Origin of the sequence: Providencia sp. 2024EL-00732 (assembly GCF_044006275.1) — a bacterium.
Lineage (GTDB): Bacteria > Pseudomonadota > Gammaproteobacteria > Enterobacterales > Enterobacteriaceae > Providencia > Providencia huashanensis.
In genome coordinates, this window is record NZ_JBIPDG010000003.1 from 329,280 (window position 1) to 344,149 (window position 14,870).

Sequence of the window (14,870 nt, forward strand, 5' to 3'; positions counted from 1 at the left end):
CTATTCTCATTGGCAGTTAACAGGCAATATAGGTAAATGCTGTTTTAATTGTTCTGCGGTTAATTGATAATCTACAACGCATTGTTCTTGTAAACTTTTACCCCACTTTATCTGTAATCGCCCATGTTCTGGCATTCCACTGAGATAAACATCACCATTATCGCCAACAATTCCTGAGCTAGTATTTTGGTCATCATTTTGAGCAAATTGCGCCATTGCACCAAAAGGTACAGGTTTGCCATTATGGGTTACAGTGAATAAGAGTCGGTACCCCACATGCGTTTGATAATTAGCTAAGATTGCTGCGCCTTTCGTTGGTACAACATTGACGGTATTCGTTTTTAATTCAATATTGTCAGGTAATGAGTCAATATTAAGCGATATTTCATTTTTAATATAAGGGTTTAAATAAGGAACAATCGCATAGCCACGCGAGTCTGTTGAGATGTTTGCTCTGTTTGAAACTTGCACATTTTCTGCCCCAGGGGTTCGAATAATGGCAAAAGAATCATAGGTAGGTTGAGCTAAGGTTATGCCATAGGGGTGAGCAACAATTGCCCCTGTTAAACCGTAGTTTGCCCTTTGTGAATACTTATTATAACCATAAGCCGCATTGGCAATACCATAGCTTCCTCGATAAGATGCAGAGGCATTTCCGCTCGCACGCGTTTTTTTATTTCCATAAGATTGCTGAACGGTATAATTGAAGTTGTTTTTCTCACCTAATGTTCCGCTCACGCCCATCATTGCATCTGTATTACCACTATTATCCGCGGTAATACTACTGTTTATTGAGGTGTAATTACCCGATGAAGTCTGAAGAGGGATCGTGACCGAAAATGAAAAATAGTTATCTGCTTTACGTTGATAAGCGCTATCAGAATAACTGTAATTAAAATTGTAAGTGACCCCGCCAGTGTTATTGTTATAACCCGCATTCAATGAACGCTCTTTACCTGAACGGTTCCAATAATCTTGCTGATAACTTGAGAAATAGATATTACCGTACTCATTTAGTGATTGGTTAAGTGAAACTTGAAAACGGTTCTTTTTGTTATCGCGATAGAGTTTCGGCTGATTGCTATTTGCTTCACTAAATGAATAAAAACCTTCTGTTGAATAACGGTAGTTCGCTAAAGTCACGGAAGTCCCTGTAGACATCACGTTTTTAGAATACTGGAAACGGTATGATTGCCCGCTATCTGAATCTTCTTTTCCTAATAAATTTTGACTATTCCCTTGTGTAATATCAGCCGATAGTGCACCAAAATGACCTAAATTAACGCCCATACCGACTGCATAGGATTGATAATTTTTTGATAGTAAAACCCCTGTATACCCTGTTATACCTTTAGGTAAACCATAAATAACCGTGCTTTGAAAAAAATCAGGCTCCACTTCACCAGAGGTATTAGATTTATATTTCCCCCCCGTTAACGAGTATTTTAATTGCCCTTCACGCTGCATAATGGCAATCGATGAAAAAGGAACGACAAATGAACGTTCCGAACCATCCGCTTCTTTAATCAAGACAGTTAAATCACCACTGGTTCCTGTTGGGTATAAATCATCAATCTCGAATGCCCCAGGCGAAACATATGATTGATAAATAACATAATTATTCTGTTTAACTGTGACTTCTGCGTTACTTTGAGCTATGCCTCGAATAATAGGAGCAAAACCTCTCTTGGAGCTTGGTAACATAGACTCATCACTTCGTAACTGTATGCCTCGGAATTGAAAACCATCAAAAATCTCATTTGGTGTCGCTGTATCACCGATTACGAGTTGTGATTTTAGAAAGTTAATCCCTCTTTCTAAACTAGTCTCAATGTTCTTCCACTGACGCAGTCCATCATTATCAGTGTAAGTAGAATAATTTTTTAAACGCCATGGACCTAAATTTCCAGCACTTCGAAGATTAAAATAATGGGAATTGGTATCTTTAGACTCATTGCGACTCCAATTATTTGAACCACTATAATAATAATTTAAGACCAAAGCGGGAACGCCATTTTCCCACTGACTAGTTGGCACAGTACCTAAGGCTTGCTTATCCATCGCAATTTGAGGGATCGAAATATTTAACTTTTGTTGATTCAATTCCAATATAGATTTTGCATCAGGTATATATTCGCTGATAGGAACAATTTCTTGTTTCTCAGGAAGAGCTTTTAACGCAGGAATCGCATCAACTTTAACGCCCCAAAGTGCTAATTCTTTTTTCGTTAATAGGGGAATTAGCTGATTTGACGACTTATCCTTAACGAACTCAACAACCTTCGACTCCATTAAAATACCATTTACAATTACATCAACATGGTATTCCCCTGCAAGCTGGCCACCCGGATTAGCAAATTGATTTAAATTCGGTAAATCTGCAATATTTTGACCATCAACCACACTTAATGAGCTTGGGCTAAAATAGTCATCAGCAAATGCATAATTAACATTCATACCAGTGAAAATAATTGCAGCCACTGCCTGACATACTTTCTTTAACCGAAAATACATTACCCAATTATGCGAACAGGTTATAGAATTATCACAACGAATTGATAGGAGTTGTTTTCTTGGAATACAGCGCATAATGTATATTCTTCCAACGAATTATTTTAATGTCTGAGTTTTTGTTTTTGTTATCGTTCCATGATCATTAACAGCGCTCCAAGTCACTTGATTTGCTTGAACCCCTGAAATATTCCAAGATGCCTCTCCCATTGGCGGTACCATACCTGGATCTGTTATTTCTTTATTACCCACTTTTAGTTCACCAAAAGAAATATAATAAGGTGTTGGATTTTTAGCCTTTAAATTATCCCCTTGCTTTTCGAAGTTTAATTGTTCATAGGCAGTCAACGCCTCTCCTGTAGGCAAACCTGCAGGGCGGTAAATTAACTTAATCTTGTTATTAATTGAAATCGTCAAATTATTTGTTGCGTTAGGGTCCGAAGGCGGAATTGACTTAACATTTAACCAATAAATAGACTCTTTATCTGATGGTAATTTAGGATCAGTTAAAACAATTCGTATAGCATTTGCTGATTCTGGCTCAATGCGAAAAAGAGGCGGAGTTACTGTAAAGGGTATTTTTTGTTTCTCGCTATTGTCAAAATTATTGACCCACGATTGAACAAGAAAAGGGGTTTTATCATCATTTCTAACGGATATAGAGGCTTCTTTTTTATTACCTTCATAAATAACGCGCGTACCACCTAAAACCACACTTGCATTTACATTAGTTGCAGCCATGCATAAAAGTGCGAAAAAAATAAGAGATTTTTTTCAAAATTTTCCCCTATCAAAAAGAGGGAACAATCTGTTCCCTAGTTTAGTTAATTATTGGTTATATTGAATAGTGACTGTGACATCAGCATTCGCTTTACCTGCTGTAACCTCATTAGCTGTTGTAACGTAACGCGCATAATAAGTTTTTTCACCACTGTTACCTTTTAGATCAATACCATCGGCTTCAGTGTCTGGAATATAAAAATTTGTTCCATTTACATCACCAGAAATACCAATACCAACACCTTCAGCCTCACTCACCGCGTATAGTTTGTTGTCATCAGCATGTGCGGTCCCTCCAAAAGTCACTCGAGCACGGCTTAATGTTGCAGGACAGCCACTCAAACCAATTGTTAAAGGCACGGCATCTGTTAGCTCACCAACGTTGTCAAAGGTATTTGTCATCCAAGTACCTAGCTGAACAACACCTTCATTTTTATTTGTATTATTAACTTCAATAGTACAAGTTGTATCAATAAATTGACCTTTGAAGTTTATCGTCCCTTTAGCATTACCACTATCAATAGCTGCATGCGCCATTCCTGATAGTGAACCAGCAATAATTGATATTATTAGTACCGATTTCTTTAAAATCATAGAGTCCTCTTATATATCAGCAAATATTTATTAATTATGTACAGACTTGGTCGTTAAATTAATTTAAAACAATTATCACCCTGTATATTTAATTCACAAAAAGTATATGGCTTTTTTTAGATAAAATCCATATGAGGAGTAAAGCCATTAATTTAACTTAAGGTGCTATTTTTAGTTAAAATTAAACTAATGCATCCTTTTAATTTAGAAAGTTATATTAATAAACAAGTTAAAACTAGCCTGTTATCGTTAACAGACCCATCATCATAAATTTAAATATAATTTAATTAGTTATAAAAGTTAATTTACCCAATTCCTATATATATATAAAATTAAATAAATACTTTAATTACATTTTAAGACTTTAAGCCTTACACACTATAGGATTGCAGATAAAAACCATATATTTAGAGGGGTAAAATCATATACTACGATTATTTATATTGAAAAAAGAGAGAATTTAAGTTCAAAATTAGTCTAATGTGATTTTCCAAAACTATTTATTTCACAGTGAAACTATTACACATATAAATAAAAACCAAATTCACACCTTTCTCCCACTTATTTTATGTTAAATTCACTTTTGTATTTATACTTCAGACTTAGCGGTCAATAAATTAAGTATTTATACCTAATGCACCTTATTTATATATTACGTATTTTCACTTAAAATCATACCTAATAAAAAGCCATATCTAATAAATTGAATAACAAATTTAGATATGGCCTTAAGAAAAATAAAATATGCTAAGTTAGCTGCGTAACCCTCTACCTTGCTCAATTAAATACCAAGTCAGCAAATAGAAAACAACCAAGAAAATCATAAGCACCCCAAGGGTAATTCCGATAGAAACATCAGCAATACCTAAGAAACCGTATCTAAAACCACTAATCATATAAACGATGGGATTCAGCTTGGATACTGCTTGCCAAAATGGCGGTAGTAATGACAATGAATAAAAAACACCCCCCAAATAAGTTAGTGGTGTTAATACAAAGGTAGGAACAATGCTAATATCATCAAATGTCTTGGCAAAAATAGCATTCAATAACCCAGCTAATGAAAACACAATTGCAGTTAATAGAAGTGTCACTATGACCATAACCCATGAGTGAACCTGTAATGGAATAAAAAATAGTGATACTAAAGTAACCAAGAAGCCAACTAAAATTCCTCTTGCAACCCCCCCACCAACAAAACCAGCAATAATAATATGGGTTGGAACTGGAGCAACAAGTAATTCCTCAATGTTTTTCTGAAATTTAGACCCAAAAAATGAAGAACATACATTTGAGTATGAGTTAGTGATCACTGCCATCATTATCAGACCTGGTACTATAAATTGCATATAGTCCACGCCCCCCATATCGCCAATTCTTGAGCCAATCAGATTACCAAAAATAACAAAGTACAATGACATTGTAATAACTGGTGGTAATAATGTTTGTACCCAAATACGGCCAAATCGGGTAACTTCTTTTATCCAAATGGTTTTTAATGCAACCCAATATAATGAGATCATGGCACTATCCCCTTTTCAGTCACATTACTTTCTTTTTTGACTAAGTTAACAAATAACTCTTCTAAACGATTAGCTTTATTACGCATACTTAAAATCTGAATACCTTGCTCACTAAGTTGGCTAAAGACGCTATTCAACCCTTGCTCTCTTTTAACATCGACTTCAAGGGTTGATGTATCGATTAAACGAGACTCATATCCTAGTAACTGAGGGATAGGGCTTTTTGGCACTAAATCAAAAATAAACGTTTCTGATTCCAGTTGGCTTAACAGTTGCTTCATACTGGTATTCTCAACTAATTCACCATGTTGAATAATACCAATATTGCGACACAACATTTCGGCTTCTTCCAAATAATGTGTCGTTAAAATAATGGTTGTCCCTTGCGCATTTAAACTTTTCAAAAATGTCCACATTGAACGACGTAGCTCAATATCAACTCCAGCGGTTGGTTCATCCAAAATTAATAATTTCGGTTGGTGCATTAATGCACGGGCAATCATTAAACGGCGTTTCATGCCCCCAGACAAATTGCGCGCGCGTTCGTTACGCTTCTCCCATAAATCAAGCTGCGACAAATATTGCTCGGCCCGTTGTACGGCAACAGGACGAGAGACGCCATAATACCCCGCTTGATTAAGCACTATTTGTAATACTGTTTCAAATGGGTTGAAATTGAATTCCTGAGGGACTAAACCAAGTTGCTGCTTAGCTTGAACAACTTGTTTTTCTAAATCGTAACCAAAAACTTTTACAGAACCACTTGTTTTATTAACTAATGAACTGATGATGCCAATTGTTGTTGATTTACCCGCGCCATTTGGCCCTAACAATGCGTAAAAGTCTCCATCTTCAACGCTTAGGTCTATTCCTCTTAGGGCTCTCACTCCACCAGGGTAGGTTTTGGTTAACTGTGATAACTCAAGTGCATATGTCATATGTAAAAAAAACCTTTATTCTTAAGACGGTTTAGAGGCAATATAGTCTTATGATGCCATTTTTTTCTGTTCTATGTTATGCAGAAAAGAGATAATTAATTTATGTAATATAATTCAACATGTTAGTAATTAATGGTTGTCTTGTCTAAATGACAGGTTCATCATAAGGGGGTTGGAATTAGTATAACTAATTATTAATTAATCAATAAATGTTGTATAAAATTTTATCGCAAAGTAACACAACTAGGCTATAAGTCATGATGAGAAAAATCGAAGAACTGTTTGCTAACAATGAAGCATGGTCAGCATCAGTAAAAGAGCAAGATCCTGAATTCTTCAAAGAATTATCAAAAGCGCAAAAGCCAAGGTTCTTATGGATAGGCTGTTCAGATAGCCGAGTACCTGCAGAAAAATTAATTAACGCAGCACCGGGTGATCTTTTTGTTCATCGTAACGTCGCCAATTTAGTTATTCACACCGACCTCAACTGTTTATCTGTTATCCAATATGCTGTTGATGTACTCCAAGTTGAACACATCATTATTTGTGGGCACTATGGCTGTGGTGGTATTGAAGCCGCTGTTGATAATACTGAACTGGGTTTAATTAATAACTGGCTATTACATATACGCGATATCTGGTATAGGCACAGCTCAATGTTAGGCGAATTAAAACCTTGTGAACGCCTCGATCGCTTATGTGAATTAAACGTCGTAGAACAAGTATATAATTTAGGCCATTCCACTATTATGCAGTCTGCATGGAAACGTGGTCAAAATGTTATGATCCACGGCTGGGTATACGGTATTAACAATGGTCGTTTGCAAGATTTACATATTACAGCGGATAGCCGAGAAAAACTTGAACTCTGTTATAGAGAAGCTATTGCAACATTAACCCAAAAAAAATAATTTAAATTGAAAGCTCTCATCTGAGAGCTTTTTTCTTATTTAATCCCAAAATAGAGTAATACAAAAATAAAATAAAATAAAATAAAATAGATTTCCATTAATAATAAAAACAACAAAACAAAATATATATATTCAATGAAATTTAACATTAGCTCTCAATAAGAATAATTATGTAAGTATAGATTTTTAGGTGTTAATACATAGTTATCCCACCATAGAGTAAAGCTTATTTATTGATACTAAAGGACTTAGTAAAAAAGCCTACATTTTAATCCATATTTCGTTTATTAATGAGATTTTATTTTATCAAATAAAAATCAAAGTCAGTTAAACACTTTTAAATATACTTATTTTTTAATTCCATCATAATTTACTGGCTATAATGGAATATCATTAACTTAAAAACATTAATTTCAATTCATCTTAGGGATATCTCTATGAGTCAGCCTATTAAAAATAAATCTTATACTCCCACATTAAAACTGAAGCCAATTGTTCTATGTGTTTCTGCAATTTTAGGTGTTAGCTTTGTTGCCCATGCCGAGATTATTAATACTAACGGTGCTGGTGTAATGAATCAAAGCAATGGACCAACAATTGTTCATATTAATAAAGCAAGTGATAAAGGCGTTTCTCACAATATATATAGTAAGTTTGACGTTGATAATAAAGGCGTTATCCTAAACAATAGTAAAAATAATGTTAATACCCAATTAGGTGGGCTAATCAACGGAAACCTTAATTTATCTGGTGGGGAAGCAAGTGTTATTCTTAACGAGGTTAACTCTAATAACGCAACCACTTTAAATGGTATGATCGAGGTTGCAGGTAAAAAAGCACAAGTTATCGTCGCTAACCCATCTGGTATTACATGTAATACATGCGGCTTTATTAATACTGAAAGTGCAACGCTCACAACCGGTAACCCTCTAGTTAGCAATGGTGAACTTCTTGGTTATAATGTCGCCAAAGGCCAAATCATCGTTAATAAAAATCTAACTTCTGACTCGCCAACAGAACTTATTTCTCGTTCTGTATTCATCAATGGGAAATTAAACGCAGAAGAAATTAAAGTTGTTACTGGCAATAACTTTGTTGATGCTAAAGGAAATGCTGTATCATCTATTGCTGGTACTGGTAACAAACCTTCTGTCGGTATTGATGTTTCCGCATTAGGTGGTATGTATGCAGATAAAATTACTTTAGTTTCCACTGAAAGTGGTGTCGGCGTAAGAAATAGAGGAGTTATCTCAGCTGGAAATAAAGGATTATCCATTAATACTGATGGGTTTCTGACTAATTATAATAATAAAATTGAATCTTCTGGCAATATTAATATAAATACAAACACCTTTACTAATACAGCACTGATTACTGCAAAAAATGACCTTAACATTATCACTAATGAAACTAATGATGATCCTCTCGCTTTTGACAATAATAAAGGTCATCTAATTTCAACCGCTGGCGATATTAATTTGCAGAGCAAAAACAGGATACTGAATCGTTATGATTCTTTAATTAGCGCTAAAAATAACATTAATATTAAAACGAAAGATATTCATAATGAAGAAGGTTTGATCAAAGCTGAAACAGGTGATGTTAATATTGATGCTAGAGGTGCTGTTTATCAATGGCGAGGCAATTATAACTCTAAACCTCAAGATAGACTTATTGCAGGTAGAGATGTCAATATTACTGCCCATAGCATTACTAATGAAAAAGCAAAAATTGAATCAGGTAGAGATGTCAATTTAAATATAACTTCTGATGTAAAAAACACTAACTCAGTCATTACTGCTAAGCGAAAAATAAATATTGAGGCTGATACTTTAACTAATAACTCGTCATCAATCACTTCTACGAATGCAAAATCCGACTTAAATATTGCACAATATATTACTAATGATGCAAATTCTGTTATTAGTAGCGGTAGAGGATTAAATATCACCTCGGCTAAACTGACTAATACGGGTAAAATTATTTCACCAACAAATGTCCCTAATACTCCACCAGTACCAACTTATGTTTCCAATCTCAAAGTAGGTTTTCTTAATAATAAAGGAGGATCTATTTCAGGTGATACACTAAATATTACATCAAATAGCATTCACAATGGTGAAGGATTTATTGATGCCAAAAACCTTCGTATTGATGCTAATTACTTAGATAACTATGGTGGATATATTCGTTCGTATGGCAACATAGTCCTCAATACCAATATACTAGATAACTCACATTCTAGTTTATTTTCTAAAGTATCATCTAAATTTGGTTTAACCAATAAAACTGGTGGTATTGAAACTTTAAATGGCGGGATCACCGTCACTGGCGATAATATTTACAACGAGATAGGCGTATTTAAAAGCGCAGCAGAAGAAAGAACTGCGAATGTAGGAGGAATGGAGTTTAATTTATCTGGGACATTTAAAAATTACCTCGGTGAACTGATAAGTGATAGTAATATCACAGTTGATGCAAATAACTTTTATAACTATAAAGGTAAAGTTAACTCTGGAGGAGGATTAAAAATAAAATCCGCAGAGGCAATCAATAATAGCTATGGTAAACTTAATTCACAATACGTAACTGAGATTTATACTCCTAGTATTTTCACTGATCACAATGATCAGAAAACCTACAGCACTGATGGCACTGGGATTATTTACAACCCTAATGGCCTAAATATTGTTCATATTAAAAAACCAACCAATAAAGGTATTTCACATAATACTTACCAAAGTTTCAATGTGGGCGAAAAAGGTATAATTTTCAATAACAGTAGTTCCATGACTACAACCCAGTTAGGTGGAAATATAGTTGGTAATGAAAATATAACCGCAGGCAAAGAAGCAACAGTTATTTTAAATGAAGTTGTTGGTAACAATATCAGTCTCATTAACGGCATGATGGAAGTTGCTGGTACAGCCGCACAAGTCATTGTAGCTAATGCTTCCGGTATTACTTGTAATAGCTGTGGATTTATTAATGCATCACGTGGAGCCTTTGTAACTGGTACGCCACTGGTTGTTGGTGATAACTTAATCGGATATAACGTCAACAAAGGTCAGATTACTGTTAATAAAAATCTAACATCTAACAATGCTGTTGATTTTATTGCTCGCTCTGTGTTGATTAATGGTGATGTCAAAGCCAATGAGTTAAATATATCAACAGGCTATAATCTGTTTGACCAAAGTGGCAATGTACTTTCTAGTTTATCTGGTTATTATAACCAAAATCACTATGGTGTAACCGTTGCATCTGGCGGCAGTTTAACTGCTGAAAAAATGAATATCAATGTCAATGAATCAGAGCGTTTTCTAAGCAATTATGGCTTAATTTCGACTGGAAATGGTGGGTTAACTGTTAATGGTAGTGGCATAAGAAACAGTGGAATGATCCAAGCTAAAGGCAACATTGATCTAACGTCGACTAGTCGCTTCTCTTTTGATAATGACAAAGGAAATATTATTTCTAGTGCTGGTAATATAAGTATTAACTCTAACGGAGGTTTAACAAACCGTTATAATGGGTTAATTAGCGCAAATAATAACATTAACTTAAATATTTCTGGAGATATCCATAATGAAGGCGGTTTAATAAAAGCTGAAAAAGGCGATATTAATGCGAGTGCCGATACGATCCATAATCGTGCGGATAGTCGTAGCATACATGGAAAAAATAGATTTATTGCTGGTCAAGATATCAATTTCACCGGTGATAGGATTTATAATGAGCAAGCAATAATATCTGCCGGTAGAGACTTTAGCTTCACTGGTCATACAATTGAAAATAAATCATCTAGCACAATCCAAGCTAACCGCCGTGTAACTATTGATTCTGATATTATCAATAACCTGTCTTCGGTTATTCAAGCAGTAACAGGCAGAATGGATATTACTGCGCAAAAAGAAATCACTAATGATACAAGGGGTGTTATTAGTAGTGATAAGCTAATGAATATCACATCACCAAAACTCACTAATAGCGGTATTATTATTTCTAACAACGGTAAATCTACATTTAAAGTTGATAATTTAACTAATAAATCTGGCTATATTAAAGGCTTTAACCTTAACTTTATTTCTAAGTACTTAACCAATAGCAGTGGGTTAATTAAAGCTGATAATAACTTAGTGATGAATGCTGATTATATTAGCAACACTAATTCATCTGATTTTAGCAAAAACACTTACTACCTTGGTTTACCAAGTCAAAAAGGTGGTATTGTTGCCAATAATGGTAATATCAAGCTCAAAGGAGTTCAGTTGAATAATGCTTCTGGTATGATTCAAACCAACGCTATCTTCCCTGCTGCAGGGCAAGCTGACATTGATATTACAATGGACAATGAAATCAATAATAACTATTCTCAAATCAATAGTACAGGAAATCTAAATGCGAGTGCGAACAGAATTTCTAACTATGACGGTATTATGAGTGCAGGTCTTGATTTAACGGCTAAAGCGGATGATTCTATTTACAATTATTATGGGAAAATCAGTTCAGGAAATACCACTAAATTAATTACGCCTAACCTTAATAATAATAATGGAAAAATTACTGGTTATCCTGTCATTATCGAGAATAACTAAAAATAATTCACTGAAATTTCAATGAGAATAAACAAAAGGACAGCATTGCTGTCCTTTTTAGTTATTCGTTATTTATACCTTAATCTTCAAGTAAGGTTACATGACCAATATAAGGCAAATGACGGTACTGTTGAGCGTAATCGATACCATAACCAACCACAAATTTGTCTTCAATTGAATAGCCAATCCACTCGACAGGGACATCCACTTCTCGACGTGAAGGCTTATCAAGTAATGTACAAATTGCGACTGATTTAGGGCCACGTAATTCGAAAATCTCACGGACTTTATTTAAGGTATTGCCTGAATCGATAATATCTTCCACAATCAAGACATGTTTATCACGAATATCTTCATCCAAATCTTTGACAATTTTCACATCACGACTCGATGTCATTGCATTGCCATAACTTGAAACAGTCATAAAATCGACTTCATGGGGAACATTAATTTTACGGCACAAATCAGCCATAAAAATAAAGGAACCTTTTAGCAGACCAACAAGGACTAACTCACCATCAACTTGTTGATAATGAGTGCTAATTTTATCTGCTAATTCACTGATTCGTTGTGCAATCTCTTCTTCAGAGATCATAACTTCAAGGGTATGTTTCATCTTCAATTACGCATCTATGGAAATGGAAAGCGCGTAATTTTAGCATAGGCAGAACCTAGATACTAATAAAGGAAAATGCAGTACTAAAATTTAGTACTGCATTTTGTCCTAAAAATTAGGATATCGCTTAACTTACAGTAAAGCCCATCATCATGCCGGTGTCTTCATGCTCAAGTAGATGACAGTGAGCCATAAAAGGATGCTGCTGTGTTGCAGGGTGATTAAATTCCACCAAAATTTCACTCACTTGCCCTTCAACTTTAACGATGTCTTTCCAACCTTGCCGGTGTGGCGCTACCGCTTGGCCATTTTCTTTTAAAATACGAAAACGCGTTCCATGCACATGGAATGGGTGTAACATCATGTCACCACGCCCTGAAACAACCCAAATCTCTTGCTTACCTATTGGGGCATTAAATGCAGGATGCGTCATTGAGAAAACTTGTCCATTAATAGTATTTGCATTGTGAATGTCTAAATCACCTGAATTAGTTCCACAATGGCCTCCATCCCCCATCCCACCACGTTTATTTCCTTGTCCCATGTTCCCATGGTTCATTTCTCCATTATTCATCATCGCCCCATGACCCATATTTCCCATCATAGCGCCATGTCCGCCCATATTGCCCATCGCTTGCGGACCATATTTTTCACGTAACATCATCATACCTTGCATATCCAAACGCATATCCATCATTAAATGGAACCGGCGGCGATTTAAACCAGCAAGAGAAGGGATAGCCGGTATTGCAGCAAGCGTTGAAGGCAGTTTTCCTTCACTCGGTGTTAATGTTGTTTCGATACGTAAAACAGGTAATGGCTGGTCAAAAGGTGCGATAGTCATACCCATTTGCCCAACAGGTAAGGTCACAAGATCAAAAGCGCGACCATCTGAAGCATCAATAAGTACTTCGAAGCGTTCGCCCATTAAAATAGGTAATTCAGTTAGAGCAACTGGCTCAGCGAGTAAACCGCCATCACTGGCAACAACATACATTTTACGCCCATCACTGGTCGAAATATTTAAGCTACGAGCATTACAGCCATTCAGTAATCTCAAGCGCAGCCAGCCTTTAGGTGCCACATGTTTTGGATAAACAGCCCCGTTAGTTAGCATCATATCGCCAAACCAACCCACCGCGGCACTCATCACATCGAGTTGATAATCAATCTGACCATCATCTTTTAAACGTTTATCTTGTAAAATAACAGGAATATCATCCACTCCCCAAGAACTTGGCAGCCCCTGCTTGGTACTATCATCGTCTTTAATTATCACTAAACCCGCTAACCCCATCGCCACTTGGTGGCCTGTTTTTCCATGAGTATGAGGATGGAACCAGCAAGTTGCTTCGCTTTGATTAACCGTAAAATTGACTTTACGGCTTGCTCCTGGTTGGATAATCGCTTGCGGACCACCATCTTGTTCACCTGAGATTTCTAAACCATGCCAATGAACAGTGGTTTCTTCCGGTAGCTGGTTAATAATATTCACATTCACACTTTGCCCGTTTTTCAAACTAACCGCAGGCCCCAGTAAATTTCCGTTATAGCCCCATGTTGTCGTTTTCTTTCCAGGGACAAATTGAGAAACACCTTGCTGAATTGCTAACTGAATATTTCCCTGTTCATCAGGTTCTAGTAATGGCGGAATAGCAAGAGTTGGGTAATTTTCGGCTGCGACCGCGATGCGGCTCCAAATAGGCAGCGCACTTGCAGCGTATGTGATAGCACTTAACTTAAGAAAATCGCGACGTAGCATTGATAACCTTCCTTTTGTTTATCAAATAAATAATCATTATCAGAGTAATTTATGGCAAATTACCCTTTCTATGCAAAACATGGTTTAATAAAGGAATGATAAAGCCTCCCCTTACAGGAAGGTCAATAAATCCACTCTGTAATTGTGGGTTTATTACATGGATTTAAGAAAAATATAGTTGACTAACAATTCTATTCTTATGCTAACGTAACTTGACATAGAAAACAGATAGAATAACGAATGCGCAAATTTATATTGATGTCATGCCTGATGACTCTGTTAGGGATAACCAATTCTTCCAGAGCACTTTCTAACAATGAAGCTGAAGATCTCGCTGATCTGACGGCTGTTTTCATTTATCTAAAATATGACTGTGGGTACTCCCAAATCCCTGACAGGGAAATCGAACGGGCTATTGTTTACTTCGCTAAAAGTAATAAATGGGATCTGAGCAATTATAATTCTGAAAAAATGACCGTTCTCAATAAAGAAAGTTATAAAGACTTAAAAGGAATACCACTGACAACCGAGTTTAAATGCCAATCACTTGCTCGAGATTCCCTCGGCCTTTTTGCTTATGTTAAATAACCCTAAAATGAATTAATACAGGTTGTTTAAAACCAAGTATAACAAAAGA

At 35.6% G+C, this 14,870-nt stretch carries 10 protein-coding genes; 3 read left to right on the forward strand and 7 right to left on the reverse strand.

Features of this window, described 5'->3' with window-relative positions:
• Positions 1 to 6 precede the first annotated feature (6 nt).
• The 5 genes from ACHB7C_RS08185 to ACHB7C_RS08205 form a co-directional block, all read right to left on the reverse strand.
• Entirely contained in the window at positions 7 to 2,481 is a 2,475-nt protein-coding gene (locus ACHB7C_RS08185) for a fimbria/pilus outer membrane usher protein (protein WP_233102466.1), read from the reverse strand.
• Positions 2,482 to 2,610: 129 nt separating this feature from the next.
• Positions 2,611 to 3,252, reverse strand: coding sequence for a molecular chaperone (locus ACHB7C_RS08190; protein WP_166686055.1), 642 nt, complete (start codon positions 3,250 to 3,252; stop codon positions 2,611 to 2,613).
• Positions 3,253 to 3,339: 87 nt separating this feature from the next.
• On the reverse strand, positions 3,340 to 3,885 hold the full coding sequence (locus tag ACHB7C_RS08195) for a fimbrial protein (protein WP_166686048.1): 546 nt from the start codon (positions 3,883 to 3,885) through the stop codon (positions 3,340 to 3,342).
• Between the two features lie 752 nt (positions 3,886 to 4,637).
• A complete protein-coding gene (locus ACHB7C_RS08200; protein ID WP_042848215.1) occupies positions 4,638 to 5,408 on the reverse strand; it encodes an ABC transporter permease in 771 nt (256 codons plus the stop codon).
• Complete coding sequence (locus ACHB7C_RS08205) at positions 5,405 to 6,346, reverse strand: ABC transporter ATP-binding protein (RefSeq protein WP_166686047.1); 942 nt, start codon at positions 6,344 to 6,346, stop codon at positions 5,405 to 5,407. Before ACHB7C_RS08205 ends, ACHB7C_RS08200 begins: the two co-directional genes overlap by 4 nt.
• A gap of 257 nt (positions 6,347 to 6,603) precedes the next feature.
• Here ACHB7C_RS08205 and can point away from each other — a divergent pair, with 257 nt between their 5' ends.
• Positions 6,604 to 7,257 carry a carbonate dehydratase gene (can, locus tag ACHB7C_RS08210; protein ID WP_166686046.1) on the forward strand — a complete coding sequence of 218 codons (654 nt, stop codon included), beginning with the start codon at positions 6,604 to 6,606 and terminating at the stop codon, positions 7,255 to 7,257.
• Between the two features lie 437 nt (positions 7,258 to 7,694).
• Positions 7,695 to 11,855 carry a filamentous hemagglutinin N-terminal domain-containing protein gene (locus tag ACHB7C_RS08215; RefSeq protein WP_166686045.1) on the forward strand — a complete coding sequence of 1,387 codons (4,161 nt, stop codon included), beginning with the start codon at positions 7,695 to 7,697 and terminating at the stop codon, positions 11,853 to 11,855.
• 79 nt (positions 11,856 to 11,934) lie between these two features.
• Here the strand turns inward: ACHB7C_RS08215 and hpt are convergent, their stop codons facing one another.
• Both hpt and cueO read right to left on the reverse strand, forming a co-directional pair.
• The gene (gene hpt / locus ACHB7C_RS08220) at positions 11,935 to 12,471 is read right to left on the reverse strand and encodes a hypoxanthine phosphoribosyltransferase (RefSeq protein WP_042848219.1); all 537 of its coding nucleotides are present in this window, start codon (positions 12,469 to 12,471) and stop codon (positions 11,935 to 11,937) included.
• 127 nt (positions 12,472 to 12,598) lie between these two features.
• Entirely contained in the window at positions 12,599 to 14,233 is a 1,635-nt protein-coding gene (gene cueO, locus ACHB7C_RS08225; protein WP_395346977.1) for a multicopper oxidase CueO, read from the reverse strand.
• A 240-nt stretch (positions 14,234 to 14,473) separates the two neighbouring features.
• Between cueO and ACHB7C_RS08230 the strand changes: the two genes are divergently transcribed.
• Positions 14,474 to 14,821, forward strand: coding sequence for a YacC family pilotin-like protein (locus tag ACHB7C_RS08230; protein WP_042848221.1), 348 nt, complete (start codon positions 14,474 to 14,476; stop codon positions 14,819 to 14,821).
• Positions 14,822 to 14,870: the final 49 nt, after the last annotated feature.

Coding starts and splice junctions, on each gene's coding strand:
- ACHB7C_RS08190 (WP_166686055.1), bottom strand. CDS start 3,252: ATGGCTGCAACTAATGTAAATGCAAGTGTGGTTTTAGGTGGTACGCGC.
- ACHB7C_RS08195 (WP_166686048.1), bottom strand. CDS start 3,885: ATGATTTTAAAGAAATCGGTACTAATAATATCAATTATTGCTGGTTCA.
- ACHB7C_RS08200 (WP_042848215.1), bottom strand. CDS start 5,408: ATGATCTCATTATATTGGGTTGCATTAAAAACCATTTGGATAAAAGAA.
- ACHB7C_RS08205 (WP_166686047.1), bottom strand. CDS start 6,346: ATGACATATGCACTTGAGTTATCACAGTTAACCAAAACCTACCCTGGT.
- can (WP_166686046.1), top strand. CDS start 6,604: ATGATGAGAAAAATCGAAGAACTGTTTGCTAACAATGAAGCATGGTCA.
- ACHB7C_RS08215 (WP_166686045.1), top strand. CDS start 7,695: ATGAGTCAGCCTATTAAAAATAAATCTTATACTCCCACATTAAAACTG.
- hpt (WP_042848219.1), bottom strand. CDS start 12,471: ATGAAACATACCCTTGAAGTTATGATCTCTGAAGAAGAGATTGCACAA.
- cueO (WP_395346977.1), bottom strand. CDS start 14,233: ATGCTACGTCGCGATTTTCTTAAGTTAAGTGCTATCACATACGCTGCA.
- ACHB7C_RS08230 (WP_042848221.1), top strand. CDS start 14,474: ATGCGCAAATTTATATTGATGTCATGCCTGATGACTCTGTTAGGGATA.